Source organism: Candidatus Limimorpha sp. (genome assembly GCF_056203535.1).
In genome coordinates this window covers 1-15,451 of the sequence record NZ_JBADWU010000010.1, presented here as the reverse complement: position 1 = coordinate 15,451, position 15,451 = coordinate 1, and the positions used below count along the sequence as shown (strand labels likewise).

Below are 15,451 nucleotides of genomic sequence, written 5' to 3'. Positions count from 1 at the left end.
AACAATCAAACAAGGAATCCTCGGAGGATTCAACGGAAAAGTCGGCACCGTCGTAGGTGCTTCTTGGAAGGGCATCAGCTACATGCGTGGCATCGCCCAGTCTGTCAGAAACCCAAAGACCGAAGCACAGGTCAAGCAGCGTAATTTCTTCACCGAACTCAACGAGTTGGCAAGCCAACTCTCGGCTGAGCAAATCCGCTGTCTCTTTCCCACATCCGTGGGCAAGATGAGCCATCGCAACGCGCTGGTCAAGCAGCTTGCCGAATGTGCAACCGAAACCGATGGTGTGAAGTCCATCGACTTCGCTGAAATCGGTTCACTCGGCAATGCAAGCCAAGCCAACATCCCAGATGTCTCGGCAACCGTCAGCGACACCAATCTCGTCATCACCATCCCGACAGGCGACATCTATGCCGAACAGCACGCACAGGAATACCCCGTGTTCATGGTCATCAACCAAACCAAAAAGACAATTGCGATGGTCAATGCTGCAGCACCTTTCGGCACTGCCGCCCACACTTTCGCACTTGCCCAGTTCGGCGAATCGACCGACACCTTCAGGGCGGTGATGTATAACAGCGGAAGCAAGATGACCATCCACGGCTTCGGCACAATGGGCATTGCGGAAAGACCGCCAAGAAAATAAGGTCTTCCGAAGCAAAAATCATTAAATCATTAACCATCATTCCCGCGTCAGCGGGAACCTAAATCAAAAACCACATGGGAACAATTAAACAAGGAATCCTTGGAGGATTCAACGGAAAAGTCGGCACCGTCGTAGGTGCTTCATGGAAGGGCATCGCCTATATGCGTGGGCAAGCCCAGTCAGTCAGAAATCCCAAGACCGCAGCACAGGTCATGCAACGCAATTTCTTTGCGCAACTCACCTCGTTGGCAAGCCAACTCAGTGACGACCAGCTGCGTTCGCTCTTTCCGCAAAGCGTCAAGGGCAAGACGCGCCGAAACCTGCTTCATAGCCAGTTGTCGGCTTGCGCCGTCACCGATGATGGCGTAAAGTCCATCGACCTCTCACAGCTTGAAGGCATCGGCAACGGCGAGAAAATCAACTCTCCAATGCTTACGACCGAAATCTTGGAAATGGGCGGCCCCGACGGGTTCTCCATCGGCTTCATCATCGAATATGATGACCTTAAAGCCATAGACAAACCCGCCGATGCAAACTTCATCATCGTCGCCTACAATGTCACCAAAGGTCGAATCGGCATCTTCAACACTCCTTATACCGGCACTGACTTCAACATCGATGCCCAAACTAAAGGCTGGGGCGACATCGGCGACACCGTGCGTTTCTACATCACCTATGCCGCCTCCGGCGAAAATGTCTCGATGCGCGGCTTCGGCAGCTTCATCATCAAGACACGCGCTGAAAAGAAAGGCCGCAACATCAACAAGAACACCGCCATCACTTCAAACGGCGACGGCGATGGCGATGGTGACGGCAACATGGGAATCAATCAGCCCAATCACCCCAATTTGAACGGCATTACCATAGGCGATGAAAACGGCGGAAACTCAGGCACCACACCGCCAAGAAACGATGAAAGACCTGTTTCGGGTGACGGCGACGGTGGCAACGACGACATCCCGACACCATCTTTCCACACTGACGAATTAGACTACTAATGCCATGAACGCCTACGAATGGACAACCACACTGCTCGTCCCCATCACTGGGGTCGTCTCTTGGCTCGCCGCTACGCGGCTACGCCAAAACGCCACCATCAGGGAAATGCAGCAAACCATCTTCAACCTCGTTGAAGAAAACAAGCGCGTCTATTCCGAACTGACGGAAGCCCGGCGGGAAATCGTCGGGCTTTCCGCCCAGCTCGCACAGCTCACCGCCGAAAATGGCGAACTGAAGCAGATGATCGAGAACCTGACCGAACTCTCCTAAAACGATTGAAGCATGAAAAGACTTGCATTTTTCACCTTGGCCATCATGTTCGCCTGTTGCTCGTGCAACTCGCAACGCCGCGCCGCACGCCGCATCGCGCGAATCGCTGAGCGGCATCCCGAACTGGTAACGCTTGAAGCGCATCCCATCGACACGCTGCTTGCGCTCCCTTCGGTCGCCGACAGCGCAGTCTTTTCCATCGTCCCGCTGCTGATAGGCGACACCATCACCATCCCGACAGCCAAAGGCAGCTTCAAAATCGGCAGGGACGGAAAGCGTCAGGACAGTCTTGCCGTCAGCTACCACGCTGAGCAAGTCCCCATCCGCTTCACCGACACCATCCATTTCGCCCAAGTCGTCATCCACGATGAGCAGTCAAACGCACAGCATCAACAAAACGCGAAGCGTCATTCCTGCGTAGGCAGGAACCTCCTCGCCATCATCCTAATCGCTTCATTCCTGGTCCTAATCTTTAGGATCTGCAACCGAAACAGATGAGAACCATCTGAAAACCAAAAACCAATTTTCCGAGCCGTGCGCCAATCCGTGCGGCTCTCTTTTTGTCCCTTTGGCGCGGTCTCGCTGCCGCCAGTGCGCCATCGCTGCCACCCCGCGGCATCCGCAACGCTGGCGGCAGCTACTTTTCCGCCCCGATGGATAGCGAAGAAAGACGCTGCCATTTTACAAGATGGCTACCGCTATCCATCGAGCCGGAAAAGTTTTGTATTTGGTTTTCCCCTTCGCCGTCCCGTCCGTCTTTCGCCTGTCTGCCAAAGGTGCGTGCCGCCCCTTCGTCAGTCCGTCGCTCTCTCGATGGGGCAAAGCCCCAAGACAGAACACCCCGCGCAGGTTTTCAACCAGGCACAAATTTATCGTTGCCAAAAGAAAGAAAAAGTGTATTTTTGCAATGGATAAATCCATTTGGATTATCACTTTTGCGATTTTTGCCGCTCTTCGGAGCGGCATTTTTTTCAAAACATAAAAAACGGCCTCTGTATTTTTATATATGTTTTTGGAATCCAATGGGCAAATGATGGGCAAATACAAAAAGCAAATGAGGAAGTCACTTTCGTAACTTCCTCATTTTCAGCGTGGGAACTGTTGGATTCGAACCAGCGACCCCCTGCTTGTAAGGCAGATGCTCTGAACCAACTGAGCTAAGCTCCCATTTTATTTTGCCAAATCTTCCGATTTGCGGGTGCAAAAATACTACTTTTTTCGATTCATTCAACAAGAATCTGACTTTTTATCAATTTTTATCGGATGGATAATTCCACAATATTGATTTACAAATCTTTAACGGATGATGTAATTGTACAAAGCACTGCCTACACCCGTCACCAGATTCACTTCATTATTATTGTGAAGACTGCCAACGGCAAAAGGCGTTTCGCCCACCAAACCCGAACTGACCGACATATTTCCCCTACTGTCAATGAGATAAATCTCACGGGCATTTTCGGAAACGATGCCCAACATACGCTTATTGCGGGAGATGTTGAAAAAGACTGGCTTCGTATTGATTTCCATATCAAAAGCATGTTCAAAAAGAATGTTCTTGAAACGGTCGAAAACCCAGAGGTTCTTGCCATCCAAATAGATGAAATCAGGATCCTGATTGGAATTGAAGTCTTCGTATAAAAAGAAATGCTTATCGGAAAAATCGCCGAAATCAGTACGCGCCAATTTGCCTTCCGACGAAATATAAAGCAAATCGCCTTTGTCGTCCGAAGTCAGGATTATGCCCTTACGGTTGGTTTTATTCTCATAAAAATCAGTGCCTTGCGATTTCTTCAATTCGTCAGTCAACGGAATTCGGATTCTGCCCTGACGGTCCAATATGCGAATGGCACCACGTTCATCCGTAACAATGATAAAGTCCTTGTTATCAGCTACTAAATGTTGCACCGGTTTCAGCACCTTGTCATCCGTGCGGTGACGATTCCAGCCTTCCGTTTCATTGCCATTCAAGTCATAATTGTAGACGAAACGGTCTTCGCCACACAAAACAAGGCGTGAATCAGATGAATCGTAATAATTGAAAACCGAAAGTCCGTTGAAGGCTTTGGAGAGTAATTTTACAGGGAAACCGTCCATGGAATTGCCATTGCGGTCAACCAAATAAATGTAATTCGACGTATTGAAAACAAACTGCTGCTGACCGTTTTTCAAGGCATCTACCACAAAGACATCACTCATCGGCGATTCGGAAACTTCATTTCTCCAAAGGATTTCGCCATCAGCCGAAATCAGATACATATTGTCCTGAGTATCAAACACAACAATATCATTCGCATTTCCTGATGGATTCGGCACCATGTAAGGTTTTCCCTTCATTGGCGCATTCAAATTCAGCTTCCATACGACGTTCCTTTCCTCCTTCACTTCCGACTGATTCTTGAGGAAAGCGCAAGTGTAAACCAAATCTTTTGACGCGGCAAATTGCACGGAAAATGCCTGATATTTGGACAGGAAGCCATCATTCCGTTTCAGGAAATCCAAAAAGTCACCGCCTAAATAGGAATTGATAAACTTCTCATTATCAGCACAAGAAACATAAAATGAAATGTTTGATGTTTCAAGCATGTTTTCCTGAAAAACCTTGAAATTTTCGTTCAAGTCGAGCGTGCGTCCTGAACGATAGGCAGCAATCACATCCTGAAGTACATTCACCTCATTGGCAATCACCAAATACTGGTCGACAATCGAATAGCAACATTTTTTCAAGGCAGAGAAACTCGGCCCAAAAACGGCAGGAACAAAGTTTTCAACCTTCAAATTGAATATTGTATACCCCTGTGATTCAACAGTTTCAGAAACACCATACCTTGAAATCATGCGCGTCCAAAACTGGATGGACAATGATGGATTTTCCAAACGCGCCATAAAAACAGGATAAGCTGCATTGCCAAAAACGGCATACGAAACCTCAGACAAACCGGCCAAAAGCTGTTCTTCAACATCGTTTCCATAGCATTTCCGCAGATTCTCAACCAATTGATTGTCATTAACTTCCTCCCAATACGAAGCATAATCAGACATGCCGTAATGCAACATCATTTTGGTATTGTATGGCAAAATGTTGACAATGGAATTGCGCACAGGCAACTGATATTTAAGCGGTTTCAGAGAAATTGCCGAATCGGCAGCCTTTGAATATCCATTCAAAACAATGCCTTCGTTTTTCACCAGCATATCCAAAGCCGCCAGACCTTTCGATTGTGATGCCAAACGCGTTCCACCCTTAGCATATCTTTCAGAAACCGAAGCCGATACAAAATCGCCCAACAAGGAATAATTCAAATAAACATGCGTATTGACATTATTGCCGAATGTAGAACGGACACGCTGAAAATCAGCATCATCACTCATCTTTTGCGGACTATCAAACTGATCGAGCACTTCCAAAGCCATAACCTCATTTCGGGTGAAAAACAAGAAGTTTCTCCTTGTGAAAACGCACAGTGAATCAAGGCAAAAATACTCCGACTTGCCTAAACTCTTATAATCAAGGCTTTTGCCTTTGGCTTCGAGGACTTTCCTCAAATCCTTGTTCGACAAAGGTTTATTCAGTTTTGCAACAACAAAAGGCTCATAATTTCCATTCATTTTCGAAACAGAAAACACAAATTGTGCATTTTTCACCGAAGCCGCCAACTTTTCATCGGAGGAGAAAATAGAATCGTATTCAAGAAACTCATTTTCAAACGATTGCAGAACATCAACCGATTGAAAATATGGGTGCATGACATTCACAAATTCATGCGAATATCTCGATTCAAGCATTATTGCCGTTTGCGTAGGCAGCACATCAAAGACCGATGTTTCCAGTTTTTCGCTACACGCAAACAACGTAAACGCCAAAACTGCGACGAGCATATATCTTATCCTTTTCATCATAAAAGCATTGTTTTTCAATTCATTACAAATCAAGTTTCAGTTGGATGGCCATATTGAAAGTCTTGCGATGCAAATCACAAATGCCAAAATCGGCAATGGCCTGCTTATGTTCAAGCGTCGGATAGCCCTTGTTTTTCTTCCAATGATACATCGGAAACTGTGCATCGTAATCCTCCATTATCATGTCACGGGTCGTCTTCGCCAAAATGGAAGCCGCCGCAATCGACTGATACTTAGCGTCTCCGCCAACAATGCAGACATGCTTCAAATCACGATACGGATTAAAGCGGTTGCCGTCAATCAGCAGAAATTCAGGACGCACGACCAATTTGTCCAAAGCGCGGTGCATAGCCAAAAACGAAGCATTCAGAATGTTTATTTCATCAATTTCGACAGCCGTCACAATTCCCACACCATACGCCAAGGCTTCGCGCATAATCATTTCACGCAATTCCATCCGCTTTTTCTCCGTAAGTTTCTTAGAATCATTCAATTCCGAAAAATCACTTCCCGCCTTCAAAATGACCGCACCCGCCACGACAGGACCCGCCAGACAGCCACGGCCCGCTTCATCGCAACCTGCCTCAATGGCATCGGAATAATGCGTCAAGAGTCCCATAATCACAAAACTTTGAAGAGGTAACGGTTTAGGAAAATCAAAACGACGAACAATGCCAGAATAATATCGACAGGACCGGTTTTATCGACATACGACAAATCGTAGGTGGCTATGACAGCCAACACAAGGAAAATCAGTCCGTGCAGCAAAGGATTTCCGCCAGCGAAAAGTAAAATAATGGAAAACAGCATCATAATCACTGTCATCGTCATCTTGGCACGCACTGCAATCGACTTCTCAAAACTGTAATTCCGACTATTGAAAAGCGGCATCAGAACGAAAACCGTCAGCACTGCAAACAGCGCAATGTATCTTCCTTTGAATCCGGAAGTTGCCAGCGAAATGTTGGCAAAATAATCGGAATAACCCTGCAATACACTTGGCAAATCGCCGAAAAGATATGTGCCCCCGAAATAAATGAAATACGGGAACAAAAAACCAATTATCGGAATGATTTGCAGACGCATGGAACTGAAATGCGAGACTATCAACGAGATTAAAACCCAAATAATCAATACAATAGACGGGAAATAGCACATTGTCGCCAAGGCCAGACAAATGCCCGCATTCAACAGGTAGATTTCGGGATTTTGGCTCTGATAGACGAGATAGCAAATGTGCAGCATGGCAAGAATGAAAAAGAGCGACAAAGCGAAGGGATAGAAACTTGTCTGCGTCAGCGTCAAATTCATGAACAGCAGGAACACAAACGCGCCCATCGTGCTCACTTTTGGAACAATCTGGTTGGCCACCAACATGGAATTGAAAAACAAGGCTTCCAAAACCATAAGCACGAAAGCCGTAATCATCATGGCAAGCGGCGACACATCCAAAAGTCCTGAAATCCAATTATATAAAGGTGTAACTGGCGAAGTCAAAGCCAAGTCGACCGTGCCCGAAACGAAAGCCGGAATCCACAACGCCACCGCCAAAACGGCCAGCACAATGTACTGAATGATATAACTTTGCCGAAAAAACTTTATCACAAGTTTAAATGTTTAGTGTTTATTTGTTTAACTGTTGCTGGGCATATTTCATCAAGTCCATGCCAATGTCGTGACGGAAATTCATGCCCTCGAAATGGATTTTCTCAACATTCTGATAAGCCAATTCACGGGCTTCTTCAATCGAATTGCCATGAGCCGTGACTGCAATCACACGTCCACCCGATGTAACAACATCATTTTCAGCATCAAAAGACGTCCCTGCATGGAAAGCGACACAATCCTTCACGTTTTCAAAGCCCGACATTTTCATACCTTTTTTGTAAGATTCAGGATAACCGCCCGAAACCATCATCACCGTCACCGCCGTCTTTGGATTTTTGGCGTAGGCCACTTCATTCAGACGACCATCAGCACAGGCACTCAGCATCAAGGCGAAATCGCCATCGATGCACGTCATCACGGCTTCCGTTTCGGGGTCGCCCATACGGACATTATATTCAATCACATACGGATTGCCGCCATCGTTCATCAAACCCAAGAAAATGAAGCCTTTATAATCGATGTTTTCTGCTTTCAGACCTTTCAGGGTCGGTTTCACGATACGGTCTTCCACTTTTTTCAGGAAATCATCGGTGCAGAAAGGCACAGGCGAAACGGCACCCATGCCACCCGTATTCAGGCCTTTGTCGCCATCGCCAATGCGCTTGTAATCCTTTGCTTCAGGCAGTAAGACATAATGTTCACCATCAGTCAAGACAAAGACTGAGACTTCGATGCCTTTCAAAAATTCCTCAATCACAACCGTTGCCGAGGCCGAACCAAATTTCCCGCCTAACATGTTGTTCAATTCAACCTTTGCTTCATCGAGCGAATCAAGAATCAAGACACCCTTTCCTGCGGCCAAACCATCGGCTTTCAAAACATACGGAGCCTTGACGGTTTCAAGGAAAGCGAGACCTTCGTTCAGATTTTCAGCCGTCACCGTGCAGCATTTTGCCGTCGGCACACCATATTTTTCCATGAATACCTTGGCAAATGCCTTGCTGCCTTCCAACTGAGCGCCAACTTTGTCAGGGCCAATGATTTTCACCGACTTCAGCAAATCGTCATGTTTGAAGAAATCGACAATGCCATCAACCAAAGGCTGTTCCGGTCCGACAACGACCATCTGAATGCCTTGTTCTATGCAGAATTGCTTTATTGCCTCGAAATCACCGACTTTAACCGGCACATTCTTCCCGACTTCAGCCGTTCCGGCATTGCCAGGAGCAATAAACAGGTTTCTGCAATACGGACTTTGTGCGATTTTCCAAGCCAAAGCGTGTTCACGTCCACCCGAGCCAAGAACCAAAACATTCATTTCATCAAGCGCCGTAACATTCTGACCTTGAATATCTTTCCATTTCACAGCCTCTTTTCCGTTATCACCAGGATACATTATTATTTTTGCCATGTGAGAGTCAATTTAAGGATTTAAAAATTTATGATTTAAAGATTTATGATTTTATTGGTTTTCAGTTCACAGTCATCAGTTTTCGGTATTCTTCCAACCGACAACTGAAAACTGATAACTGATAACTGAAAACCAAATACATACGATACTATTTCAATGATTTCATCAAGCAATTCCAAATGTCTTCTGCAGCTTTGTCCCACGAAAACGCTTCGCGGCGTTCCCTGCCCTTCTCAATCAGTTCGGCACGTTTCGTTTCGTCCAGCATTTCGGTCATAGCCTCGGCAATAGATGCCTCGCTGAACGGGTCAACCAGCAAAGCAGCATCATCAGCCACTTCAGGCATGGAAGTCACATTCGACGTAATGACCGGTGTGTCGCACTTGAAAGCCTCCAAAATCGGAATGCCAAAACCCTCAAAATAAGACACATAGACCGATGCCAAAGCCGAAGCCGTCACCTTGTGCAAATCTTCGGCACTCAGTCGGCCTGCAAAAATCACATCGCCTTGAAAACGCATCTTTTCGTATGCCTGCTGAATCGACTCCGACCACCAGCGTTTTTCACCGACAATCAGCAACTTGACATCCGATGGTGTTTGCGACTTAAACAAATCGAAAGCCGTAAAAAGGCGAGCCAGATTCTTTCGCGGATGCAACGACCCGACAAACATGAAATAAGGATTGCCGTCCGTGTAGCGATTACGGATTTCAGTCTGTTCAGCCAACGAAATCGGCGCAAATATTTCATTTACACCATTATAGGCGACATCAATTTTTTCAGGACTAACATGATAGCAGTTCACAATGTCCTGTTTCGAGAACTCCGAAACCGTCACAATGCGTTTTGCCTTTTTCGCATATTTCGGGAAATATTTCTTGTAATGCCACAAATATTTATTCGGTATGTCGTTTGGGAAATGCTCAAAATTCAAATCATGGAATTGGATGACCGAAGGTGTTTTTGTACGGAGGCTCATATAACCATCAGGAGAGAAATAAAGATCTGGCTTGATTTTACGCAAAGCCCGAGTCAAAGAAAGTTCAAAATACCACACAAACAATATCGACCGTCTTGCAGGAGGAAATAAAACTACAGGTTTCACATTGTCTGCGAAAACAAATATAGAATCACACGTTTCATCAAACAAGAAATAAAACTCCACTTCAGGATGAGCAACAACAATACGGCGCAAGGTCTCGTATGCCACCCAGCCAATACCTTCCAGCTTGTTTTTCAAGAGCAAACGTGTATTTACTGCGATTCTCATTTCAGTAATAATTTATGCAAAAATACAAAAAAATCAAATTTAACATGTTGTTTTGTTCTTTGCTATCTAAAAAATTGTATCTTTGGGACAATTTTTAATATAAAAAGCAAAAGGCAAAAGCTCTTTTCTGGCTATGGATTGAGCATAACTTATTATCAATAAGCATTTAAAATCATTCTATCATGAAAAGAACAACGTTATTACTCGCTTTCATGCTGATCTGTTTAGCAGTTTTCAGCAGACCTCGAATTTCCAACATTTCCGCACCAACCCAAGTTGGAGTCTATGATTTGTATGAAATTTCGTTCACGATGAACGAATACACCAACCCTTATGACCCCAAGGTTATAGACATTTATGCAATATTCCACAGTCCTACAGGTCAAACTTTCCACGTTAATGCTTTCTATTTTGAAGATTACGTTTTTTCAAACAGCACTGGTTATGAAGTGGCTGATTCAACAGGAACGAAAGGATGGAAGATTAGATTCACTCCAAATTGTGCAGGTTCTTGGACCTACACGATTCATGCACAAGACGCTCAGATGAGTGCAGCAACAACTACAAGGCAATTCACTTGCACTCAAAAGAATATGGCAACTGGATTCATTTCCAAAGCCAACAATCGTTTCTTAAAGCAAACCAAAGTAGTAAAAAACCATGAAGAAGATGACTTATATTTCCCTATCGGTCCCAATATTTCATGGTACACATGCAAGGACTACGGAGATTACCATGAGCCTTATGGCATTTATGAATATTATAGTTACATTGATAAATTGTACGGAAACAGCAATTATTTTCGGATTTTTATTGATAGGTATCCATTTCTTTCGCTATACGGAAAAGAATTCACAACTGGAGAAGTTTTCTTTAACAACACCATCAATCAAAAAGACTCAAAAGAGTTGGATCTTATTATTGAATATGCCAAATCGCATGGCATTTCTGTTATGCCTTGCATCTTTCCACACTCCGACTTTGTGAGCTGGGATTTCTACAAAGACACGCCTGACGATTGGACAACTAATCCTTTCCATACTTCATTAGGAATTGATTATCCTTGTGATTTCTTTATAAGCGATGATGCCACAAAGATTACAAAGAACTTATTCCGATATATCGTTGCCAGATGGGGGTATGCAACAAACATCGTAGCATGGGAATTATGGAACGAAGCCAACCAGATGGAAAAGGACACCTTCTATTTTGGAGAAGGCGGAAACATGTGCGACCAAGATCCCTTTAGGGAAAATTTGATTGCTTGGCACAGTTCCATGAGTCAATACATCAAAACAATAGACCCCTTCCATCATTTAGTTACGACCTCAACAGCAACAACAACACAAAACCCTGATCCTGACCACCCTGAAAATCCAATATTTTTCCATGAAATCAACTCACTTGATTGCATCGATTTTGCTCAAATTCACAGATATAAGAGTTGCAAAACCGATGGAGACAATTTCCATGACGATCTTTACTATTGTATGGATAACATACATAATGGTATACAATTTGTTTCAAACAATAATACAATCACACTTGACCCAATTGACAAACCTTCTTTCGTTGGGGAATTTGGCTTTAATTATTGGGGGAAAGAAACGGACCCGCACAACGAGGACGAAGGTTGGCATAATGACCCATGGGGCATAGAGCTCCATAACACATTATGGTCAGGGTCTTTTTCAGCAGCAATGGGAGTTCCTTCCATCTGGTGGTGGCAATACATCTTCAATAGTTCGACCAATCTTTACACCTATTTCAAACCCATTAACCAATTTTTCACTTCCCTTCCCATTCCATCAAAAACTTTCTACCCCAAATCAAACAAAACTGATGGAACTTTTCCGAATGGCATAGAAACCTATTATATGATGAATTTTAAACAAGACACCATTTATGGTTGGGCTCATGATGAAGGATTTCGTTATCAAAAAATACGCCTAAACAATCCCGACTACCTAACAACATTAAATTCCTCTTATCGTCCAAGTCCTTCTTCAGATTCCAACACAATTTCCATAAACATCTCCAATCAACCCATTGGATCTCAATATATTATCAAATGGTTTAATTCTGATACCGGTGCTCTGATTCAGACTGATTTAGCTTATGTTACAGATAGAGATTCCCACAAAGTTCTTTCATTTGAATTTCCATCTCGCATAAGAGATATACGAAACCATAGAATTAATAATAAATTTGGCGACGTCGTATTTGCTATCTATCTAGATTGCGACAAATCAATTTGGAGGGAAGGCAATCTCTTATCCAAAGACTTGAATAATATTGGCGACGAAATTGTATGCGACAAAAGCACATCCCAAGTATTCTTCAAAACCAACGACAACAAAATCAATTACATTTGGTGGAACGAAAATGCCAATTGCTGGCAACATGCCAACCTAAACAATGCTGGCACAAATGTCAAAAAATGTTTAGCCATCGCCGATAATGGTTCACGAATTTTCTATGTTAGCATAGATGACAATATCAATTCGATTTATTATAATTATTCCACAAGACAATGGGTACATGATAATATGAACAATGCTTCACAAGGCAATGTTGCCGGACCAATTGCGGTCAATAATAACAACCAAGTGTTTTATAGACACAAAAATGGTTCTCTCAATGCTTTGTGGTATAATTCACAAACCAATCAATGGACATGGTCTTCATTAAACAACTCTGCTTCTTCAGGCGTAGGAGATGCCATTGCCGTTTCACCAAACAAGAGTCAAGTATTTTATAAGACTACAAGTGGAGGGTTAAAAGCGATTGAATACAATCAAAACACATCCCAATGGGTAGCGATGAGCATCAACGACTGTGCAAATAGCGGAATTAAAGGCCCCATCACTATAACTCCAAACAATCAAGTATTTTTTAGGACTACCGGAAACGCCATCAACAACATATATTATAATGGTTCCATTTGGCAACGTTCTCAACTGAACAACTCGGCAACCAATGTTTCCTCCAAATCCGGGAAGATATTGCAAGCCGATGTTGTTGGGAAAGTTTTCTATATTAACGACAACGATCAAGTGGATTATATCTATTGGACTCCTGATTATGAATGGAGGAAATGTTCAATGCCACAAGTTGAATCTGGAGGCAGGAGAATCAACATCTCCTCATTGGCTACCAATTATGATGGTAATGTATATTTTTTAACCGTGAAAAGTAAGACTGGTCTAAATAAGCCCCAGATATATAGATTCTTTTGTAAGAGTCAATGCTTCTATGAATCATCCACTCATATTAGAGAACAACGAGATGAGACCAACAATGACTACAAACTCATAGAAGCTACTACTGACAGTATGGTGACCGACCCTGATAATAGTGCATCTTCCCATCTGCCATCGGTCAACATTTATCCTAACCCTTGTTCCAACAATATCACTATTTCATCTGATGACGAGATTGAAAAAGTGAGCATATTTGATTGTGCAGGCTCTTTTGTTTCATCTTATGATAACATTCACTCCAACACAATAATTATTGATTTGTCAAGTTATAGAAACGGTTTATATATTATTAAAACACAAAACCAAAACGGATATACAAGTGTCAACAAAATCAACAAAAAGGCTAAACAAAATGAATATTAAAGACTTAGCAAGGGAATCCCTAATGTTTTTCCACATTGACCTGACCCAAAATCTGAAGTACGACAGGCTCACGAAAGCCATAATGAGAACTCATCTTAGTTCGGACTCAAATTGTATTGATGTAGGCTGTCACAAAGGCGAAATTCTTGAAATGATGCTGAAGTACGCGCCCAATGGATGCCACTTTGCGTTTGAACCGATACCGTATTTATTTGACGACCTAAAACATAAGTTTCAAGGTAAAGCCACAATCTATCCGTATGCCCTTTCAGACGAAAAAGGAACCACTACTTTTAATCTCGTTAAAAACGCTCCAGCTTATAGCGGCATCAAACAGCGTCATTACGACATAGATAATCCAAACATAGAAATCATCAACGTCGAAAAAGAGGCCTTAGACAACTTGCTCTGCGACACCCCCATAGACTTCATCAAAATTGATGTTGAAGGCGGAGAGTTTGGAGTATTGAAAGGGGCAAAAGACATACTAAAAAAGAATCTTCCAATCATTCTTTTCGAATGTGGCAAAGGAGCTAGTGATTATTATGGGACTCAACCTGTAGACCTGTTCAATTATCTCACTGAAGAAATAGGATTAAGAATTTTCACCTTAGAAGAGTTCATCAAAAACGGGAAACACTTAAATCAAACCGAATTTGCGGATTGCTTCGAGAGTCAAAAAGAGTATTATTTTACAGCCTCAAAATAAGCCACGATAATGGGCAAAAAAATAAAGGGCGAAGGCATTTTCTTCGCTCTTTATTTGTCCGCAAACACTGAGCCATCAATAGCGATAAATATCCGATTTGTATGGACCTTCAACAGGAACTCCAATATAATCAGCTTGTTTCTGTGTCAGTTTGGTCAGCTTCACGCCGATTTTTTCGAGGTGCAGACGAGCAACTTCCTCGTCTAAATATTTCGGCAGGCAATACACGTTGACGGCATACTGTCCGCGCTTTTGCCACAAATCCATCTGAGCCAGCGTCTGGTTGGTGAAAGAGTTGCTCATCACGAAGCTGGCGTGACCCGTTGCGCAACCTAAATTGACCAAACGTCCCGAAGCCAGCAGGAAAATGCAGTGTCCATCTTCAAAGACATACTTGTCGACCTGAGGCTTGATGTTAATCTTTTCCTTCAGTTCCTTGGCGTTTTCGAGGCGGCTGACCTGAATTTCGTTATCGAAGTGGCCAATGTTGCAAACAATGGCCTGATCCTTCATCTTCAGAATATGTTCAAGGGTGATGACATCGCAGTTGCCAGTTGTGGTGACAAAAATATTGCCTTCCTTGACAGCTTCTTCCATCGTGGTGACTTCAAAGCCTTCCATAGCAGCCTGCAAAGCGCAAATCGGGTCGATTTCGGTGACCAAAACGCGGGCGCCGTAACTCTTCATGGAATGAGAGCAACCCTTTCCGACTTCACCATAACCGCAAACGACAACGACCTTACCGGCAATCATCACATCGGTAGCACGCTTGATGCCATCAGCCAACGATTCGCGGCAACCGTACAGGTTGTCGAACTTCGACTTGGTGACGGAATCGTTCACATTAATGTCCGGAACCAACAGTTCGCCACGTTCCTGCATCTGATAGAGACGGTGGACGCCCGTAGTGGTTTCTTCCGAAACGCCTTTCCAACCAGCGCCGACCGTGTGCCAGAAAGTTGGATTTTCCTTATACGTTGCCTTAATGACACTCATCAAAGCGGGTTCTTCC

At 43.8% G+C, this 15,451-nt stretch carries 12 protein-coding genes, 1 tRNA gene and 2 pseudogenes; 8 read left to right on the top strand and 7 right to left on the bottom strand.

The annotated features are described in order from the left end of the window. The 6 genes and pseudogenes from AC06MN_RS01135 to AC06MN_RS01110 all read left to right on the top strand — a co-directional run. Positions 1-646: DUF6266 family protein (locus AC06MN_RS01135; protein WP_475670519.1), on the top strand; the 646-nt coding region annotated here is incomplete at its 5' end. A 74-nt stretch (positions 647-720) separates the two neighbouring features. Then, positions 721-906, top strand: a pseudogene (locus AC06MN_RS01130) (DUF6266 family protein); the annotation flags it as partial. Positions 907-1,290: 384 nt separating this feature from the next. Continuing rightward, positions 1,291-1,428 (top strand): annotated as a pseudogene (locus tag AC06MN_RS01125) (HU family DNA-binding protein); the annotation flags it as partial. 220 nt (positions 1,429-1,648) lie between these two features. Continuing rightward, positions 1,649-1,915 (top strand): hypothetical protein, encoded by a 267-nt coding sequence (locus tag AC06MN_RS01120; RefSeq protein ID WP_475670518.1) that lies wholly within the window; start codon positions 1,649-1,651, stop codon positions 1,913-1,915. A 12-nt stretch (positions 1,916-1,927) separates the two neighbouring features. After that, positions 1,928-2,413 carry a hypothetical protein gene (locus AC06MN_RS01115; RefSeq protein WP_475670517.1) on the top strand — a complete coding sequence of 162 codons (486 nt, stop codon included), beginning with the start codon at positions 1,928-1,930 and terminating at the stop codon, positions 2,411-2,413. Positions 2,414-2,568: 155 nt separating this feature from the next. Further along, entirely contained in the window at positions 2,569-2,949 is a 381-nt protein-coding gene (locus tag AC06MN_RS01110) for a hypothetical protein (RefSeq protein ID WP_475670516.1), read from the top strand. Positions 2,950-3,007: 58 nt separating this feature from the next. Here the strand turns inward: AC06MN_RS01110 and AC06MN_RS01105 are convergent. The 6 genes from AC06MN_RS01105 to AC06MN_RS01080 form a co-directional block, all read right to left on the bottom strand. Beyond that, a tRNA-Val gene (locus tag AC06MN_RS01105) sits at positions 3,008-3,082 on the bottom strand. 129 nt (positions 3,083-3,211) lie between these two features. Continuing rightward, a complete protein-coding gene (locus AC06MN_RS01100; protein WP_475670515.1) occupies positions 3,212-5,815 on the bottom strand; it encodes a hypothetical protein in 2,604 nt (867 codons plus the stop codon). Between the two features lie 22 nt (positions 5,816-5,837). Continuing rightward, positions 5,838-6,434, bottom strand: a complete 597-nt coding sequence (locus AC06MN_RS01095) for a ribonuclease HII (RefSeq protein ID WP_475670514.1) — start codon at positions 6,432-6,434, stop codon at positions 5,838-5,840. A gap of 2 nt (positions 6,435-6,436) precedes the next feature. Further along, entirely contained in the window at positions 6,437-7,420 is a 984-nt protein-coding gene (locus tag AC06MN_RS01090; protein WP_475670513.1) for a hypothetical protein, read from the bottom strand. A gap of 19 nt (positions 7,421-7,439) precedes the next feature. After that, the gene (gene purD, locus AC06MN_RS01085; protein ID WP_475670520.1) at positions 7,440-8,741 is read right to left on the bottom strand and encodes a phosphoribosylamine--glycine ligase; all 1,302 of its coding nucleotides are present in this window, start codon (positions 8,739-8,741) and stop codon (positions 7,440-7,442) included. Positions 8,742-8,982: 241 nt separating this feature from the next. Continuing rightward, on the bottom strand, positions 8,983-10,104 hold the full coding sequence (locus AC06MN_RS01080; protein ID WP_475670512.1) for a glycosyltransferase family 4 protein: 1,122 nt from the start codon (positions 10,102-10,104) through the stop codon (positions 8,983-8,985). A gap of 182 nt (positions 10,105-10,286) precedes the next feature. Here AC06MN_RS01080 and AC06MN_RS01075 point away from each other — a divergent pair, with 182 nt between their 5' ends. Together AC06MN_RS01075 and AC06MN_RS01070 are read left to right on the top strand one after the other, a co-directional pair. After that, entirely contained in the window at positions 10,287-13,730 is a 3,444-nt protein-coding gene (locus tag AC06MN_RS01075; protein WP_475670511.1) for a T9SS type A sorting domain-containing protein, read from the top strand. Further along, a complete protein-coding gene (locus tag AC06MN_RS01070) occupies positions 13,720-14,439 on the top strand; it encodes an FkbM family methyltransferase (RefSeq protein WP_475670510.1) in 720 nt (239 codons plus the stop codon). Before AC06MN_RS01075 ends, AC06MN_RS01070 begins: the two co-directional genes overlap by 11 nt. Before the next feature lie 75 nt (positions 14,440-14,514). Here the strand turns inward: AC06MN_RS01070 and AC06MN_RS01065 are convergent. Then, positions 14,515-15,451: adenosylhomocysteinase (locus tag AC06MN_RS01065; protein ID WP_475670509.1), on the bottom strand; the 937-nt coding region annotated here is incomplete at its 5' end.